We start from the raw sequence: 15,815 nt of genomic DNA on the forward strand, positions 1-15,815 counted from the left end.
GTTCTTAACCGATCTACCGCGGCAGGCAAACTTGCTCGCCTTTCAGTTGCTGGCACAGGACGCAGCGCCCGCTGGAGAGTCGTCGATTCTACAGCGAATTCTCGATAACCCTCTGATTTTGCCTGTCGGCGTCGTGGCGATCTTCTACGTCACGTACTTCGGCCCGGAACGACGACGTCGTGCCGAGGAAGCAAAGATGATGTCTTCGATGGCCAAAAACGATCGCGTGGTCACAATCGGTGGTATCCACGGAACGATCGTTTCAGCAGCACCAGACAGTGAAACGGTGACGTTGAAGATCGACGAAAACGGTTCGACACGCATCAAAGTCAATCGGTCAGCCATCGTCAAAATCGTCGGCGAACCGAAAAACAAACCCGACAACGATTCGTCGGACTGACCTCTTCCCAAACCATCCTTCCCACAGCGACTGGTTTTGGTCGCAGCGGACACATCGCACCCGTACTTAGAAACCACGATGGATCTTTCGACTCTCCCCGATTTTTGCCAATCGATTTCGGCTCAGTGGCTCGCTCAAACCGACGCTGCCGTTGCCAACGAAGTCTCCAAGGGCATCAGCACCGGACAGTTCTTGACGCTGCTCAGCGCCGCAGCCGTCCTGATTCTGCCGTTCATTGCTGGCAACTTCTTGGCGAAATCCTTGAAGATGCCAACCTATGGCACTCGCTTCGGTTTCATCTTGCTTGCGATCACCGCCAGTGGCGTGACGCTCGCAAACAAGTTCCCCAGCCTCGGTATCGACCTGTCGGGCGGTACGATTCTGGTTTACGAACTGGACCCGGAAAAGCAAGCGGCTGGCGTCGAAGCTGGTGGACAACGCATCACCAGTGAAGATCTCGTGGCTCCGCTGACCCGCCGAATCAACCCCGCGGGCACGCAAGAAATCGTCATTCGCCCTTATGGTGAACAACAAATTGAGATCATCATTCCCGAGAAAGACCCTGACGCGGTCGATCGCATCAAGGGTTTGATCGAAGAGGCCGGACAGCTGCGTTTCGCGATTTTGGCCAACCAGTTTGACCACCAAACGCTGATCAACGAAGCGATCGAACAAGCCGAATCGACTCAGCCCGGCGTCGCGACCAAAGATATGGTCGGCTCACCAGAAGACTCGCTCTACGGCATCTGGGCTCGCATCGGATTCGAAGAAAAAGAAACCGATGGCATCCGCCCGATGCTCGTTCCAATCAGCGGTGCCTTGGCTCGCAACCCACGCACCGGCGCGATCCTCAACGTTCCACCCGAAGCCCGCGCGGGCGACGAAACCGTTTCGGTTGCAAGATGGTTGCAAACTCAAGACTTCGACAACATCGAAGTCCTAATGGTCATCAACCCCAAGCTGGACATCCTCGGTGAAGACCTCGCTTACGCCGCCAGCACTTTCGATGAAAAAGGTGCCCCCGCGGTTGCCTTCACTTTGACCGACATGGGTTCAGGCCGCTTCCGAGCCCTGACGACCAACAACGCTCCCGACGGTTCACGCACCCGCCAATTGGGCATCGTGCTGGATGATGAGCTGCTGTCGGCTCCTTCGATTCAAGAACCAATGAACAAGAACGGTCGCATCACGGGTAACTTCACCCGCGATCAAGTCGACTCGCTCGTTCAAATCCTGAAGGCCGGCCAGTTGCCAGCCACCGTGACCAAGCAACCCATCGCGGAAAACGAAGTTGGTGCGACCCTAGGTGCGGACACCCGGACCAAGGGCCTCTACTCGATCGCCATTTCGCTTGGCTTGGTGCTCGTCTTCATCTTGGTTTACTACCGCTTCGCCGGCGTCGTTGCCTGCATCGCGTTGGTCATGAACATGGCGATGATCTTGGCAACGATGGTCTTCATCAACCAACCATTGACCTTGCCCGGTTTGGCCGGCTTGGTTTTGACTGTCGGTATGTCTGTCGACGCTAACGTTCTGATCTTCGAACGCATCCGAGAAGAATTGAACAAGGGCGCAAAAGCTCGCATGGCGATTCGAAACGGTTTCGCTCGAGCGACCACGACGATTATCGACGCCAACCTCACGACGTTGATCACCGCCATCGTTCTTTATGCGATCGGTACCGACCAAATTCGCGGCTTCGCCGTCACGTTGATCTTGGGCATCCTGTACTCGATGTTCACCGCGATTTACGTTTCGCGAACGATCTTTGACTTGGCCGAACGTCGCGGATTCCTGTCGCTTGGAATGTCCGATGGCGTGAACAGCATTCGCTCGGCTTTCGCCGGCGGTGGCCAGTTCAACTTCATCAGCAAAGGTAAGATGACATTGACCCTTTCGGCCATCTTGGTCGTCTGCGGTCTCGCCGCCTTGTTCGCTCGCGGACAAAGCATCCTGGACATCGACTTCGCCGGTGGTTCCTCGGTTCAGTTCCGAGTCGACGAACCCACCAAGGCCGATGAAATTCGCGAGATCATGAACAAAGCCGTCGCCGCTTCCGACAACAGCTCGGTTCAGTTCACGGTCAACGGCGTTTCGATGGAAGGAACCGAAGAAGGCACCGTCTTCAAAATCGATTCCTCGGTTGAACGAGTCGAAGACCTCAAACGAGTTATTCAGGAAGGCTTCGCCGCCTCGGAATCGGTTGGCTTGGTCACCTACAGCGTCGACATCACCCCGGCAGATCTGCCAGGTGCAACGCCGGAAGACGCCGCTCCTGAAGCAGAAGAAACCAGCTCATCCGATCCTGCCCAACCATCCGAAACCTCGACCAGCCAATGGCAATCGGTCGACAACGGTGTGATGCTGGTCGTGGCTCAAGCAGACGACGAAGAGGAAGCAGCTGCTGAAGAAACCAATGCCGATGAGGCTGCGGAAACCGAAGCAGATGCACCTGAAACAGACGGGCCCAAAATGGAAGCTCGTGAATTTCCCGGTCTTGCGTTCAGCACCTCGGACATCTCACTCGGCATCAAGGGTGCCGACGGAGTCGCTGTCAAAAACGAAGAAGGCTTGATCGATTCGATCGTGGACGCCGCTGAATCCGCTGGCGTACCAATCAATAAGGACGGCATCGTTGTCAAACCTATCGGTGAAGACATCGAAGCCTGGTCGCCCGGTTCGACGCTAGCATTCCCGCAATGGCGAGTCCAACTGCCTCTCGGCGGTGACAACGCGATCAAGGTCATGGCCGAAATGGAAAAGCAACTCGACAGCGATCCGGTTTGGATCAGCAGCAGTGCCGTTGGTGCTCGTGTCGCTGGCGACATGATCAGTCGTGCATTCGGAGCCCTGTTCGCATCGCTGCTGTGCATCATCGGGTACATCTGGTTCCGATTCCAGCGAGTCATCTACGGCTTCGCCGCTGTTGTCGCCCTGCTTCACGACGTTGCGATCACGCTCGGTGCGATCGCGATCAGCTACTGGGTTGCTGACGCTCTCGGCTTCTTGCTGATCGACCCGTTCAAGATCTCACTGACGGTCGTCGCCGCGTTGCTGACGATCATTGGTTACTCGCTCAACGACACGATCGTTGTCTTCGATCGAATTCGTGAGACGAAGGGCAAAGCACCACGTCTGACCGGAGAGATGATCAACACCAGCATCAACCAAACGCTCAGCCGAACGTTGCTGACTTCGTTGACGACGTTGATCGTGGTCGTTCTGCTGTACGCCTTCGGCGGCGAAGGCATTCACGCCTTTGCATTCGCTTTGGTGATCGGCGTTATCGTCGGTACTTACAGCAGTGTGTTTGTTGCCAGCCCCGTGCTTTTGTGGTTGGTCGAACGAGCCGAGAAGAAAGCAGCCAACGCCTAATCGACCACCGCGGACCATCCGCGACGATCAGTTAGCCCACACGAACTCCCTTTCGATTCATCGGAAGGGAGTTTTTTCGTGCCCGCATCACAATCGGCCAAACTCAATCGACTATCATTCGATGCCCCACCTTCCATCCCCACCTCATGGAAATTGCAGTGCTAAATCGAGTGAGTCCATTCCTGATCGCAATCGCGATGATCTCCTGCTGGTTCCCGATTCAATCGCGATCCGATCAACCCAACATCCTGATGATCTTCATCGACGACTTAGGCTGGAAGGACATCGGCTGCTACGGCAACGAATTCGTCGAGACGCCACGCATCGACCAACTTGCCGCCGAAGGGATGCGGTTCACCAACTTCTACGCCTCCGGCGCCGTGTGCTCACCCACTCGATGTGCTCTGCAATCGGGCCAGAACCAAGCTCGGATCGACATCACCGCGCACATCCCCGGTCACTGGCGTCCGTTTGAAAGAGTCATCACGCCTCAAACCACGATGGCGCTGCCTCTGGACACGGTTACCGTTGCCGAGTCATTGAAAGCGTCCGGTTACACCACCGGCTACGTCGGCAAGTGGCACCTTGGCAACGGCCCCGAATTCCAACCTGACCGGCAAGGCTACGACTTCAGCGCCGTCATCGGCGGACCACACCTTCCCGGTCGCTATCGAGTCCAAGGTCGATCGGACCTGAAGCCCAAACCGAACCAGTACCGGACGGATTTCGAAGCCGACCTGTGCATCGACTTCATGCGTCAGAACAAAGACAAACCGTTCTTCTTGATGCTGTCTCCTTTCGCGGTTCACATTCCGCTGGGTGCAATGTCCGAGAAGGTTCGGAAATACGAGGCCAAGGCAAAGCAAACCGGACAGACACTGCCGCATCCGGTCTACGCTGCCATGATCGAACACTGCGACGACATGGTCGGTCGATTGGTTGACTCACTCGAACAACTCGATATCGCCGACGACACGATGGTCGTTTTCACATCCGACAATGGCGGACTCTACAAACGATACGACTACCGCGAATCAGCCGACGATTTGGTCAGCAGCCAAGCACCACTGAAAGGTGAAAAGGGTTCGCTTCACGAAGGCGGCATTCGCGTTCCGTTGATCATTCGCCATCCAAATGCCGCGAAAGCATCCACGGTCTGCGATGAGCCAACCATCAGCCATGACTTCTACCCGACGTTCGTTGAGATGGCGGGCGGCGAATTGCCGGTCAACCAAACCATCGACGGCCACAGTCTGCTGCCGCTGATGAACGAACCAACGCAGACGCTCGACCGCGACGCGTTGCATTGGCACTACCCACACTATCACCACGATCGTCCCGCCAGTGCCATTCGCGAACGAGATTGGAAGCTGATCGAGTACCTGGACGGCACCGGCGACGTCGAACTTTACAACCTGGCAAACGACCTGGGCGAAACGAAGAACCTAGCGTCCGAAAAGCAGGGCCGAGCGAGCGACCTCAAACGCAAACTCACTCAGTGGAGAAGCAGCGTGCTGGCTCGGACACCAATTCCGAACCCGAGCTACGATCCCGAGCGTGCTCACGAATGGTGGAGCCTCAAAAGCGGAAAACCAGTCCCCAGCGATCAACGCAAACGGTTCCCACCGACTGAAAAAGACTGATTGGGCGAGCCACCCAACTCAGTTACCGCGTATCAGCGATTTCCCGAATACGCCCCTACTAATTCGGGTTGAATCGATCGTTGCCTCACGCATGTCTGTCGCATTGCAGATCTGTTTATGCCGACAGAGGGCCTCTGTCGGCTACGTGGTTTCTCATGGTACGGAGCCCCACCTGAATCGACAATCCACTCCGAATGGCAGTTCGGGATCGTCGCCGATCAAGTCGACGCCTTGCGATGCCCGCCAAACCTGCTGAAACCATCAACAAGCTCCCAGCAATCACTGACCAGCACCCCTGTAGCCGACTGAGGCCCTCAGTCGGCATGAGCGCACCAATCGCTGCAAGCGATTGATCACCCCAGCGGGCACAAGCTTTCGGATGCCTGCCACATGGCTGATCTGTTGATGCCGACAGAGAGCCTCTGTCGGCTACGTGGTTGCTCATGATGCGGAGTAGCGCCAAACTGACCTTTGCCGCGACAGTGAATGAGCAGAGGTGCGGAAAGCGCCTCCTAGCATTGCCATCTATGCACGCGGCCTACAGCGTGATGCCTGAGAAACCGCCGGTGGTGGCCACGAACGTAGCCAGCATGCACAGCCAAACCAGGTCCAAAAAATGCCAGTACTGGGCCGCGAAATCGACGGGCCAATGCCGCTCATGGTCGTACTTGCCGAGCATAGATCGCACCGACACGATGCCCAACGCGATCACTCCGCCGGCCACATGAAGGGCATGCAGAAACGCCAGGACAACCACCATGCCCGCAACACCCTTGCCGGTTCCGCCTTGCATCGCAGGACCACCCAGCAACCCCAGCATCGCGACATACTGAATCGCCATGAAGGCGACCGCCGCGATGGCGCTGAAGGCGAGCAACGATGCGGTCAAAACACGCTTGGATCGCCGGACCGAACGCGTCGACCAATGAACCAAACCACTGATCCCGAGCAACAACACGGTGCTGGTCAGGAATGAGTTCGGCAACGGAACGGATGACTGAACATCACCGAGTCGACTGCTCGCATAGATGCCATACAGCAGCAGACTGCTGAGAAAGAAAACCAACAGCGTTCCCAGAAACAGCCAACCACCTTGTCGAAAGCGTCGGTCGGTTGGCAGAACACTGGCGGGCATGAGCGATTTCAAATGGCAGGCGAAAACGAGAGCGTCGGTTCAATGAACCGATGCGAACTGCCAAGTTTAACCGCTCCGCCAAATTCCCACAGTCGCCCAGTGATCGGACGAGCGTGTTGAAATGGCTCGATTCAGGCGGCGCGTCGCTGCACCAAATCGTCTTGCAGTGCGACGATCGCCGCGTCGAGCGATCCCAGCGAAGCGACCAATTGCTGAATCCCCCGAGCAAATTCAGGTCGTGGATCGAACCCCATGTCTCCCAACAATTCCTGCACCTCCTCGACCTCCATCTGCAGAATCAATTCTTCGGCGGTCAGTTCGTTGGCGGGCGGACGCTTGTTTGAATCGGATGACATAGGTGGCAGCCAAAAGCGATGGAAGGAATTGAGACACGGTCATCTCTGCCATCGGCAATCACAACAGCCCTCCTGAACCGAAAACTCCGCCTAATCGGAACAAACCTTCTCAGCAACGATTCAACGCATCTTTCGGCGAACTCAATAGTGCGGCGGCTTTTCGTCTTCCAATTCGCCACCTCGCTCGCTGACTTTGCCCTTCAGCTCTTTCAGTTGATCCGCCATTCGCTTCATCTCGCGATCACGGCGCTGAGCCTCCAGAGACAACTCGGTCACGATTTCATTGAGCTGCTCACAAACGCGCTGCGTGTGAACGAGTGCGATTTCGAGTTCGGTGATTCGATCTTCCATCGACATGATCAAGATCCAATTTCATCGGCTTGCGAGCCGTACGGTCGCGTGCTGATCACGCCTTCCTGCGGACTACTCGCGGTTCCATACAAACGTTTTGGGATGCGTCCGGCCAAGGCGGCATGACGCCCGGCATCCACCGCCATCCGCATCGCATGTGCCATCCGGACGGGTTCACGAGCGTGAGCGATCGCGGTGTTCAACAACACGCCGTCGGCTCCCAATTCCATTGCCACTGACACGTCGCTGGCCGTTCCAACTCCCGCATCGATGATGACGGGATAGTCTTCGTCATCTTCTTTTAGGTATTCCAAAATGATCTGCAGATTGGCGGGATTCAAAATCCCCGCCCCACTTCCGATCGGACTGCCCGCTGGCATGACCGCCGCGGCACCCACTTTCTTCAGTCGCTGGGCCGTGACCGGACAATCGCTGGTGTAACACAGCACCGAAAAACCATCCGCCGCCAACTGCTCGCACGCGGCCACCGTTTCCACCGGATCGGGCAACAATGTCTTGCTGTCACCGAGCACTTCCAACTTCACCCAGTCCGACCCGGGATTGCCAAGCGTCCGCAGAATCTCGCGTCCCAGCTTTGCCGCACGCACCGCATCCGCAGCGGTGTAACATCCCGCCGTGTTCGGCAGCAGGATGTAGCGATCGGAATCAATGAAATCCAGAATGTTCTGGCCCGTCCGGTCGTACAATCGTTCGCGACGAACCGCGACGGTCACACACTCGGTGCCGGATGCGTCCAACGAATCACGCATCTGCTCCATCGTGTCGTAACGCCCCGTGCCGACCAACAAACGGCTGGTCAGCGTGTGCGATCCAATCTTCAGCGGTGAATCGGAGAGAGCGTCGGTGGTCATAGAAAAAAGATGGTGCGAAAAGGCAAAGAAGCGTGACAGCGAATCAATTGACGTGCATCGGGTCTGGTGAAACCGCCCTGATCAGACAACCGATCGCTCGCAACAACAATCCCCAATCATCCATCTGCCCCTGAATCCACCAGACAATTTTGACGGGCCAATCGCCTATGGATCATCGACCGGCGAGCGGACGGATTCACCCGCCACCGACCAACGTCACCACTTCGACGCGGTCACCTTCGCCAACGATTGTCTCGCCGTAGTCCTCTCGCGGCACGACGTCCTCATTGACCTCAACGGCCAAGTAATTCTTCGGGACCTCGACCGTCACCAGCAATTCATCGATCGGCATCGGCCGATCGATCTGCGTGGGACGGCCGTTGACTGTAATGTCGATCATGCGACTCAATCGTTCTCTTCGTCGAAGGCAGCGTCGAAGGCACGATTGCTAGGCGAGAAATCCAATTTCTTGGTGAACTCGCAAGCCTCGCGGGCACCGAAGGTGCGTTCCATTCCGCTGTCTTCCCACTCGATCGACAAAGGCCCTTGGTAGTCGATCTCGTTCAGTGCACGGATGATCTCTTCGAAGTTCACGCCGCCACGACCGGGGCTGCGGAAATCCCAACCACGTCGCGAATCGCCGAAGTTCAAGTGGCTGGCGTTGATGCCCGACCGTCCGTCCAACGTCACAATCGCGTCTTTGATGTGCACGTGGTAAATGCGATCAGGGAACATGCGAATGAACTGTACCGGATCGATGCCCTGCCAAATCAAGTGACTGGGGTCAAAGTTGAAACCAAATTCAGGACGATTGTCCAAAGCTTCCAAAGCACGTTGAGCGGTGTAGATGTCAAACGCGATTTCCGTTGGATGAACTTCCAACGCGAAACGCACGCCGCATTCGCCAAACACATCCAAAATTGGATTGAAGCGTTCGGCCAACAGATCGAAGCCCGCGTCGATCATTTGAGGCGAAACCGGTGGGAACGAATACAACAAGTGCCAAATGCTGCTGCCGGTGAAGCCGTTGACCACATCGACGCCGAACTTCTGAGCGGCACGAGCGGTGTTCTTCAGTTCCTCGATCGCACGATCGTTGACGCCTTCTGGTTTGCCATCGCCCCAAACGTAGTCGGGCAAGATTGCTTTGTGACGCTCATCGATGTTGTCCAGGACGGCCTGTCCGACCAAGTGAGCGCTGATGGCGTGGCACTGCAGGTTGTGTTTTGCGAGGAGAGCGTGCTTCTTTTCGCAGTAATCATCCTCGGCGAGCGCTTTGTCGACTTCAAAGTGATCGCCCCAACAAGCCAATTCGATCCCATCGTATCCGAAATCGGCGGTCATGGCTGCCATCTCTTCGATCGGCAAATCCGCCCATTGACCAGTGAAAATCGTAACGGGACGTGGCATGGAGGTCTCCAGGAAAATGGGGAATCGGATCCATCAAACGGATCGCAACACAGGAATCGACGCCCTCGGGGCGACGCGGCGGCATTATCGCCGAACACTGTTCGCCGGGCAATTCCCCTGCATCCAATGAATCCAACTCCCAGTCGACTCCCCAATCCATTCTTTCACAGACAAATCCGTCTGGCCCATCCGTCCGAAACACGCCCGCCTCACTCACAGCCGTTCAGCATTCGCACCACAGCGGCACTCACGATCGCGGCACTCACCACGCCAGATCAGGCTGCGGCAAAGCGTGACTGCGGCGATACGTCATCGGCCGCGTCAGACACGCCGGTCATCGGACGAGAAAATCGCACTGAGATACAACCCGGTTGGCGTGTGGGACTTCACCGGCGTTTCCATGTGGCTTCGAACCGCACGCATCACGTCTCGTCTGGAAATTTGTCCTCTCAATTTTCCGTCGCTATCCAACACCGGCAATCGACGACACGCCGCATCAAGAAAGGTTTGCGCGATCGTCAGCAAATCAGTCTCTTCACTGATCGTTGGTGGATTCTTGTCCGTCAAATCACCCACCGGAATGCTGGGCAAATTTTCGTAAGCCATGCCGACAACGAATTTCATGCACGACTTCTCTGAAAAGACACCAGCAAAGTGACCATCTTCATCCACCACGGGTGCACCTGAGATACGTTGCCGCAGCAACACATCGAGCGCTTCCAACGCGTCCATCTTCGGCGACAACGTGATGAGATTCCGAACCATCATCTCTCGAGCCGTGACGTGCGGCATGGTTCCGGGGCTCGGCGTCGGCAGCGTGGCAGTTCCAATTGTTTTTGTCATGACGAGGTCCTCATCTGAAAAGGGGCAAGGTTGTTCGAAAAGGTCTCCACCTGAGATCACTTTGAGGCGTCGGTTAAGACTCGGTCAAGAAAATTCCATCGCGCAAATCGCAACCGCCGCTCGTTCCCAACGTTCTCGATGATCGCACTTGCCCCAGAAGCACTCCGTTGGGGTCGCAATACACGGCAAAATGCGTCACAAAGGCATTTAGCAAACCCCAGCGGCACAACAAAAAGTTGGGGTTGTGAAACTTGTCACGCAGTGCACCAGGAGAGTGGAATGTTGGGTCGTTGGGTCGAATTCGAATTTGATTGCTTGCCGCTTCGAACCATCACGCGGTTGGATGTTCCGCTCGATGCTTCGCCGAATTACGAGGCATTTGTCTTGCGAGTCAAAGCGGCGTTGGCCAAACACGGCACCTACAACACGTACTACCTGCACCGCGCCCGATGTGCCTTTCACCTGACCAACGACCCGGATCGCGGACGCGTTGAGTTTCATGTCGAAGGCGTCGTGATGACCGGCGAAAAAGATCTGAAAACCAAGGCCGTCGATCTGACGGTCACCCTCGGCGAAGAAACCTGCGATTGGCTCAACGAACCCGCCGTCGAGTTTTTGGCTGAATCGGTCAAGCATTCCATCGCGGTGGAGTTCGACCGTTACATCCAAGCCGGCGATCTGACCCAGACCGAGAAACGTTTGGAAAAAATCCAACGACAAATCGAAGAAGGCGACGGCTTCCAGGCCATGTATCTGTGATCCCCGCTTTCGATCCAACTCATTTCGACTCCACGGATCTCTTGACACCACCCCGGCAGAGTTCCTAGTTAACGAGTCGCCCTTTGCGTTCGTCCTGTGCGTTCGTCGCGAGGGCCGCCTGTATGACGGTCACCAGACATTCGACCGCCTGTATCAATTGGATTGAATTTGCCGATTTGGCTTCACTGGACGATTGAATCAGTCGATCCAACAGCTGGAACCATTTCGACAACACCATTCCGCCTCCGACGGAAGGACGCGACGATGACAACTCGATCAGCTCAAACTCGAAAAGCCGCGCGAACTCTAATCGCCCACGCCGCCATCGGTTTTTGCGTGACGGCGAGCATCGTTTCCACTGGTTGCCGCAGCGGACGCCCCAGCCTGAACCTGTTCAGCATGCGAGGCGAACCCTCCGCCGAAACACTCGCTGGCACGGGCCCAACGCAAACCTACCCGCAACCACCGTCCTCCAAAGCCACCCCGAACGCGATCGCATCGATCGCCGGTGGTACCGCACCCGCGACAACCCCGAGCGGAATGCCAGGCGGAACATCGCCAAACATGTACGCGTCCAGTACTGCTGGCATGCCGACCGTCGAAAGCACTCCGGGCGTCCCAAGCACACCTGCATCGCCCGCCAGCAACCCATACGGTTCAGTCGCATCGCAATCAGGTGGATCGTTGCCACCAGCTTCCTACGCTTTGCCTGGCAGCCAAACCCCGTCGCAACCAGCCAGCTACGCCGCTGCATCTGCCAACGGATACGCGATGGGAACTCAACCACCAGCGTCCACGCCAACCGCTTCCGCCCAAGCCTCGGCGCAAACCACAACACCTCGCCCAACCGCGATGCCTCCGATCACGGTGCCATCGACTTCGAAACCGGCGGGTGCGGATGCGATCGCATCCAACTCCAACACATCAGCCAGCAAGAGCAACGGCTTCACTTTGCCGGGAGCCGACCTCGACGCGATCGTCGCCCAACAACCTTCCAGCAACTCGACACCTGGCTCCGCGTTCTCGCTCCCAAGCGACCTGACCGCCGGCCCAAGTGCATCCAGCCAAGCCAGCACGTCGCCTGCCGTTTCCGCCATCGGATTGCCTGACGACCTCAGCAACACGATCTCGGACGCAACCGACAAAGTCGCTTCCGCGGCAAGCACAGCGACCAAAGCAACTGCCGATGCCGCCGCCAAAGCCGCTTCGACCGTGGCCGAACCACCCAGCTACCAAACTGCGACCGGTGCCGGCTCTTCCAGCTCGGTCAAACCCGCCGGCTACATGCCCGGCAGCACCGGAGCAGCCTCGGGCTACCCAAGCGGATCAGTGATTCGCTGAGTGGCCGCAGTTGTCGCTGATTCTTGATCGCGACACATGAGCTCATCAACGCTCGCCTAAAACTGTTGAGCGTGATCAACACTTGTGGCGAAGCTCAATCTTGCTCACTCGATTCGCTGATGCAGTAAACCTTCGTCAGCGTTCGAATCAGCAGCTTGTCTCCAACGACACTCGGCGTCGCGATGCAAAGTTCATCCAGCGGATTGGTGCGCAAGACCTCAAACTCGGGCCCAGCCTGAACGACATAGGTCAGCCCCTGCTCGCTCAGGCAGAACACTTTGCCGCCATAGGCCCAAGGCGAAGACGTGAACGATCCCTTGGGCGAAAACCGCTTCTTACCGTAGACCTCTTCGCCAGTCTTCGCGTTATGGCAAGTCATGAAGCCCTGGTCGTACACCGTGTATAGATAGTCTCCGTAGACGATTTGCGTCGTGTTGTACGGTGACGCCCGCGGTTGGTACCACTCAATGAACTCACTGCTTACGAACCCGTCCTCGGTATCGATCCTTCCCGATGCACCAGGGCGAATGGCAAAGGTCGGTCGGTGTGCGTCGCCGACGTAGCCCGACGACAAATAGCACATTCCGTGAGCGGCAAAGGGAGACGGAATGACCAAGATGGACATGTCACCATCGAAACTCCACAGCTCTTCTCCATCGAGCGAATAGCTCCGATTGACTCGCTGTCCGGGCACGACGATCTCGGTGCGAAGCTTGTTCTCCCAAACAAACGGAGTCGCCCAAGACATCACCTCGCCTCGCGGCGTCCGCCAAAGCTGCTCACCCGTCCGCGTGTCGAACGAGGCGATCCAAGACTCTTCCTTGTTGTCATAGACGACGAACACTTGGCCCCCATGAACGACCGGGGATGCCGCCGCACCGTAGTCCATGTTCGTCTTCTTCGGCTCAATCATTCGCGACCAAAGCAACTCGCCATCCAGCCCGTAGCAATACAGCCCCAGGTCGCCGAACAAGACAAACAGATGCTCGCCATCCGTCGCGGGAGTCTCCGCGGCATACGAACTCTTGGGATGTCGCGGAACGACTGGCCGGCCGGTGTGAGCCTCGTGCTTCCAAAGCTCCTTGCCGCTGTCCAAGTCGAAGCAATAAACCATCCAGTGATGCACGCCCTTCGCTGGATCGCGAACCCCTTCACCCAAATACAAGCCTCCCTGCGGCGGCGTATTGGCCTCGTCAGCAACGACCGACGAGACAAACACCCGGTCGCCAACCACGATCGGACTGCCCCACCCTTGCCCGGGAACATCGGCCACCCAAGCAACATTTGTTCCCTTGTCCCAAGTTGCTGGAAGCCCCGGATGATCCTCCGCAACACCCGTCGCATCCGCACCTCGAAATCGTGTGAAATCTTCGCCTACGCCGCTACCAATCACCCCCAGCGTCAACGTGAAAAACGCAACTGAGCCACCCAACCAATTCACCTTGCACATATCAATTCTCGCCGAGGACCAAAATCATCTGCCCCCGAACATAACCGGAACACAGTCCGCCGGCCGATTCCCAACCGTCACGCTTTGTAGCACCGACACAGCAATAGAAACGCAATGCAACCCACCGCCCGACTCCACAACTGCCAACGATCACTCAAATGCGTCGTAAGGATCCTTGATTGCGCGGCCGATCGCTTTGGAGGTGACTTCGGTTCCTTCGCATTCAATCTGCTGCAGAAAAGGCAAATCCTTCAGATGAGCGATCCCTTCGTCGGTGATCGCTGTCCGATCCAGCCCAATGCCGGTGAGCAATCGCAAGTGTGACAACTTCGATAAGTCACGGTCTTGAACATCCGTCCCCGCGAGCTGAATCTGCATCAGGTTCGGCAGCCGAGCGACGTGATCCAGCAGCGAGGGATCGTAGTTCTCCGGCGTAAACTCGACCGCGAAAATAGGCTGCCCTTCTTCGCGACGAACCATCCGCACCCCCGCCCTCCGCAATTCGAACAGCGACCGCCGACTGTCCACCCCAACACCACTGACCTCAATTCGCATTCCTCCTTGCCCATCGCCTGACTCGCCAACCGTCAGCAATTCAAAACTTCCGGGCGGCAAACCAGCAAAGAACGCATCTCGGTCGATCTCTTTCGCTCGGTTCTGCGAGTCCAACACGTAAAAAGCATCGCTCAACCAGGGCCGCGGATCCGCGAGGTGCAACTTGTCGCCCGGTTCAGCCACCTGCTCAAAGTAGATTCGGATTGTTCGACGCTCCTTCGGAAAAGGAACATGCAGATCACCCCAGCCCTCGATCGGCAACGCGCCACTCTTCGTGGTGATCAGCCCCTGCGGAATCGAAGCTGAATAAAGCACGCCCGAGAAACCATGGTCCAACAAGCCGCCATAAAAGCCAACCGGTGCGATCAACCCGGCTGCACAAACCAGCTTCTCCCAACCTTCGGTCGGATACCAATCCTTCGTGGTCAACAGCACCCAAGATCCGATCACCGCCACTGAAAAATTCCACGGCAACACGCTCTCGTTCCAATTCACCAACAGTGGCGAAATCGTCAACGCGATTCCCACATGCATGGCCGCGCATGCCGGAGCCGCCCAGCGAGGTCGAAAAATCGCGAGCACGCCGACCGCGAGCTCAACAACCGCAACGATCAAAGCAAACGACATGTAGGTCGCATCGGCGTCCAAACCGCTGCGTTCAACCAACCAATGCGACGCGTAACCGAACCAGTCCGGCGACAACAGCTTGTGAACTCCCGCCCATACCCACGTCGACACCAAGGACCAACGAGCAATCCGGTGACCCGCATCCCAAATGCAGGCCGTCATCAACAACGCGATCGAAAAGAACTGAGGCTGCAAACGGAATTGGTCGAAGATCGCCGCGACAATCAACACGCCCCAATGCACCGTCATCCCCGATCGAGGACGCACCGCAACCCAAGCCAGCGACGCGATCAACATCCAACCAAACGAGATTTGCGGCAGATCAAATGTCGGCAAATGCGGCGGCATCTGACGGACCTGCCAAAGCGGCCACGTGATCGCGATCGTGGCGCACTGACACGCGGCACCAAACAACAGCAGCCTATAGCGAGTACCTCCGAGCTGACTCAACGCTCGCCCAAAAACACCCCAAGCGATCGGCGCACCACTATCCGCGGCAAAATCCCGCTGCGACGACGGCACACGACTTGTCGGATCACTCAAGGAAACAGCCACACTTCTGCAGAAGAAAAACGCACACAGCGGAAGTCTAGCACCTTCTCCTCACCCCGCCCCATTCAAGAGGTCGTGCAGTTTATCGATGCCGCGTTTTAGCGGGTTTCAGCATTTGAGAACCTCTCCCGAAACGAAGTTTGGGG

Annotated in this window: 14 protein-coding genes; 5 read left to right on the top strand and 9 right to left on the bottom strand. The window is 57.0% G+C overall.

The window, feature by feature from the left end:
- The 3 genes from yajC to B2R17_RS01625 form a co-directional block, all read left to right on the top strand.
- Positions 1-400, top strand: a 400-nt coding sequence (gene yajC / locus B2R17_RS01615) for a preprotein translocase subunit YajC (protein ID WP_286762574.1), incomplete at its 5' end; no start/stop codon positions are given.
- A gap of 78 nt (positions 401-478) precedes the next feature.
- The gene (gene secD / locus B2R17_RS01620) at positions 479-3,775 is read left to right on the top strand and encodes a protein translocase subunit SecD (protein ID WP_286762575.1); all 3,297 of its coding nucleotides are present in this window, start codon (positions 479-481) and stop codon (positions 3,773-3,775) included.
- Positions 3,776-3,933: 158 nt separating this feature from the next.
- Positions 3,934-5,418 carry a sulfatase gene (locus tag B2R17_RS01625; RefSeq protein WP_286762576.1) on the top strand — a complete coding sequence of 495 codons (1,485 nt, stop codon included), beginning with the start codon at positions 3,934-3,936 and terminating at the stop codon, positions 5,416-5,418.
- A 538-nt stretch (positions 5,419-5,956) separates the two neighbouring features.
- On the opposite strand, the gene B2R17_RS01630 is transcribed toward B2R17_RS01625, so the two are convergent.
- From B2R17_RS01630 to B2R17_RS01660, 7 genes are all read right to left on the bottom strand, one after another.
- The gene (locus B2R17_RS01630) at positions 5,957-6,553 is read right to left on the bottom strand and encodes a cytochrome c oxidase subunit 3 (RefSeq protein WP_008659880.1); all 597 of its coding nucleotides are present in this window, start codon (positions 6,551-6,553) and stop codon (positions 5,957-5,959) included.
- Positions 6,554-6,684: 131 nt separating this feature from the next.
- On the bottom strand, positions 6,685-6,909 hold the full coding sequence (locus B2R17_RS01635; protein ID WP_286762577.1) for a hypothetical protein: 225 nt from the start codon (positions 6,907-6,909) through the stop codon (positions 6,685-6,687).
- A gap of 141 nt (positions 6,910-7,050) precedes the next feature.
- On the bottom strand, positions 7,051-7,266 hold the full coding sequence (locus B2R17_RS01640) for a SlyX family protein (RefSeq protein ID WP_008659883.1): 216 nt from the start codon (positions 7,264-7,266) through the stop codon (positions 7,051-7,053).
- Positions 7,267-7,268: 2 nt separating this feature from the next.
- Positions 7,269-8,132, bottom strand: coding sequence for a thiazole synthase (locus B2R17_RS01645; protein ID WP_037244193.1), 864 nt, complete (start codon positions 8,130-8,132; stop codon positions 7,269-7,271).
- A gap of 196 nt (positions 8,133-8,328) precedes the next feature.
- Complete coding sequence (gene thiS / locus B2R17_RS01650) at positions 8,329-8,532, bottom strand: sulfur carrier protein ThiS (protein ID WP_008659886.1); 204 nt, start codon at positions 8,530-8,532, stop codon at positions 8,329-8,331.
- Between the two features lie 5 nt (positions 8,533-8,537).
- Positions 8,538-9,542, bottom strand: coding sequence for a sugar phosphate isomerase/epimerase family protein (locus B2R17_RS01655; protein ID WP_008659887.1), 1,005 nt, complete (start codon positions 9,540-9,542; stop codon positions 8,538-8,540).
- A gap of 321 nt (positions 9,543-9,863) precedes the next feature.
- Positions 9,864-10,445 carry a CBS domain-containing protein gene (locus tag B2R17_RS01660; RefSeq protein WP_339889049.1) on the bottom strand — a complete coding sequence of 194 codons (582 nt, stop codon included), beginning with the start codon at positions 10,443-10,445 and terminating at the stop codon, positions 9,864-9,866.
- Positions 10,446-10,664: 219 nt separating this feature from the next.
- Between B2R17_RS01660 and B2R17_RS01665 the strand changes: the two genes are divergently transcribed.
- Both B2R17_RS01665 and B2R17_RS01670 read left to right on the top strand, forming a co-directional pair.
- Positions 10,665-11,144: a hypothetical protein gene (locus B2R17_RS01665; protein ID WP_008659892.1), complete on the top strand. Its 480-nt coding sequence runs from the start codon at positions 10,665-10,667 to the stop codon at positions 11,142-11,144.
- A gap of 264 nt (positions 11,145-11,408) precedes the next feature.
- On the top strand, positions 11,409-12,485 hold the full coding sequence (locus B2R17_RS01670; protein WP_286762578.1) for a hypothetical protein: 1,077 nt from the start codon (positions 11,409-11,411) through the stop codon (positions 12,483-12,485).
- 94 nt (positions 12,486-12,579) lie between these two features.
- On the opposite strand, the gene B2R17_RS01675 is transcribed toward B2R17_RS01670, so the two are convergent.
- Both B2R17_RS01675 and B2R17_RS01680 read right to left on the bottom strand, forming a co-directional pair.
- Entirely contained in the window at positions 12,580-13,935 is a 1,356-nt protein-coding gene (locus B2R17_RS01675; protein WP_286762579.1) for a PQQ-binding-like beta-propeller repeat protein, read from the bottom strand.
- A 150-nt stretch (positions 13,936-14,085) separates the two neighbouring features.
- Positions 14,086-15,639 (bottom strand): hypothetical protein, encoded by a 1,554-nt coding sequence (locus B2R17_RS01680; RefSeq protein WP_286762584.1) that lies wholly within the window; start codon positions 15,637-15,639, stop codon positions 14,086-14,088.
- Positions 15,640-15,815: the final 176 nt, after the last annotated feature.

It is taken from the genome of Rhodopirellula sp. UBA1907 (genome assembly GCF_002337565.1).
Taxonomy (GTDB): Bacteria; Planctomycetota; Planctomycetia; order Pirellulales; family Pirellulaceae; genus Rhodopirellula; species Rhodopirellula europaea.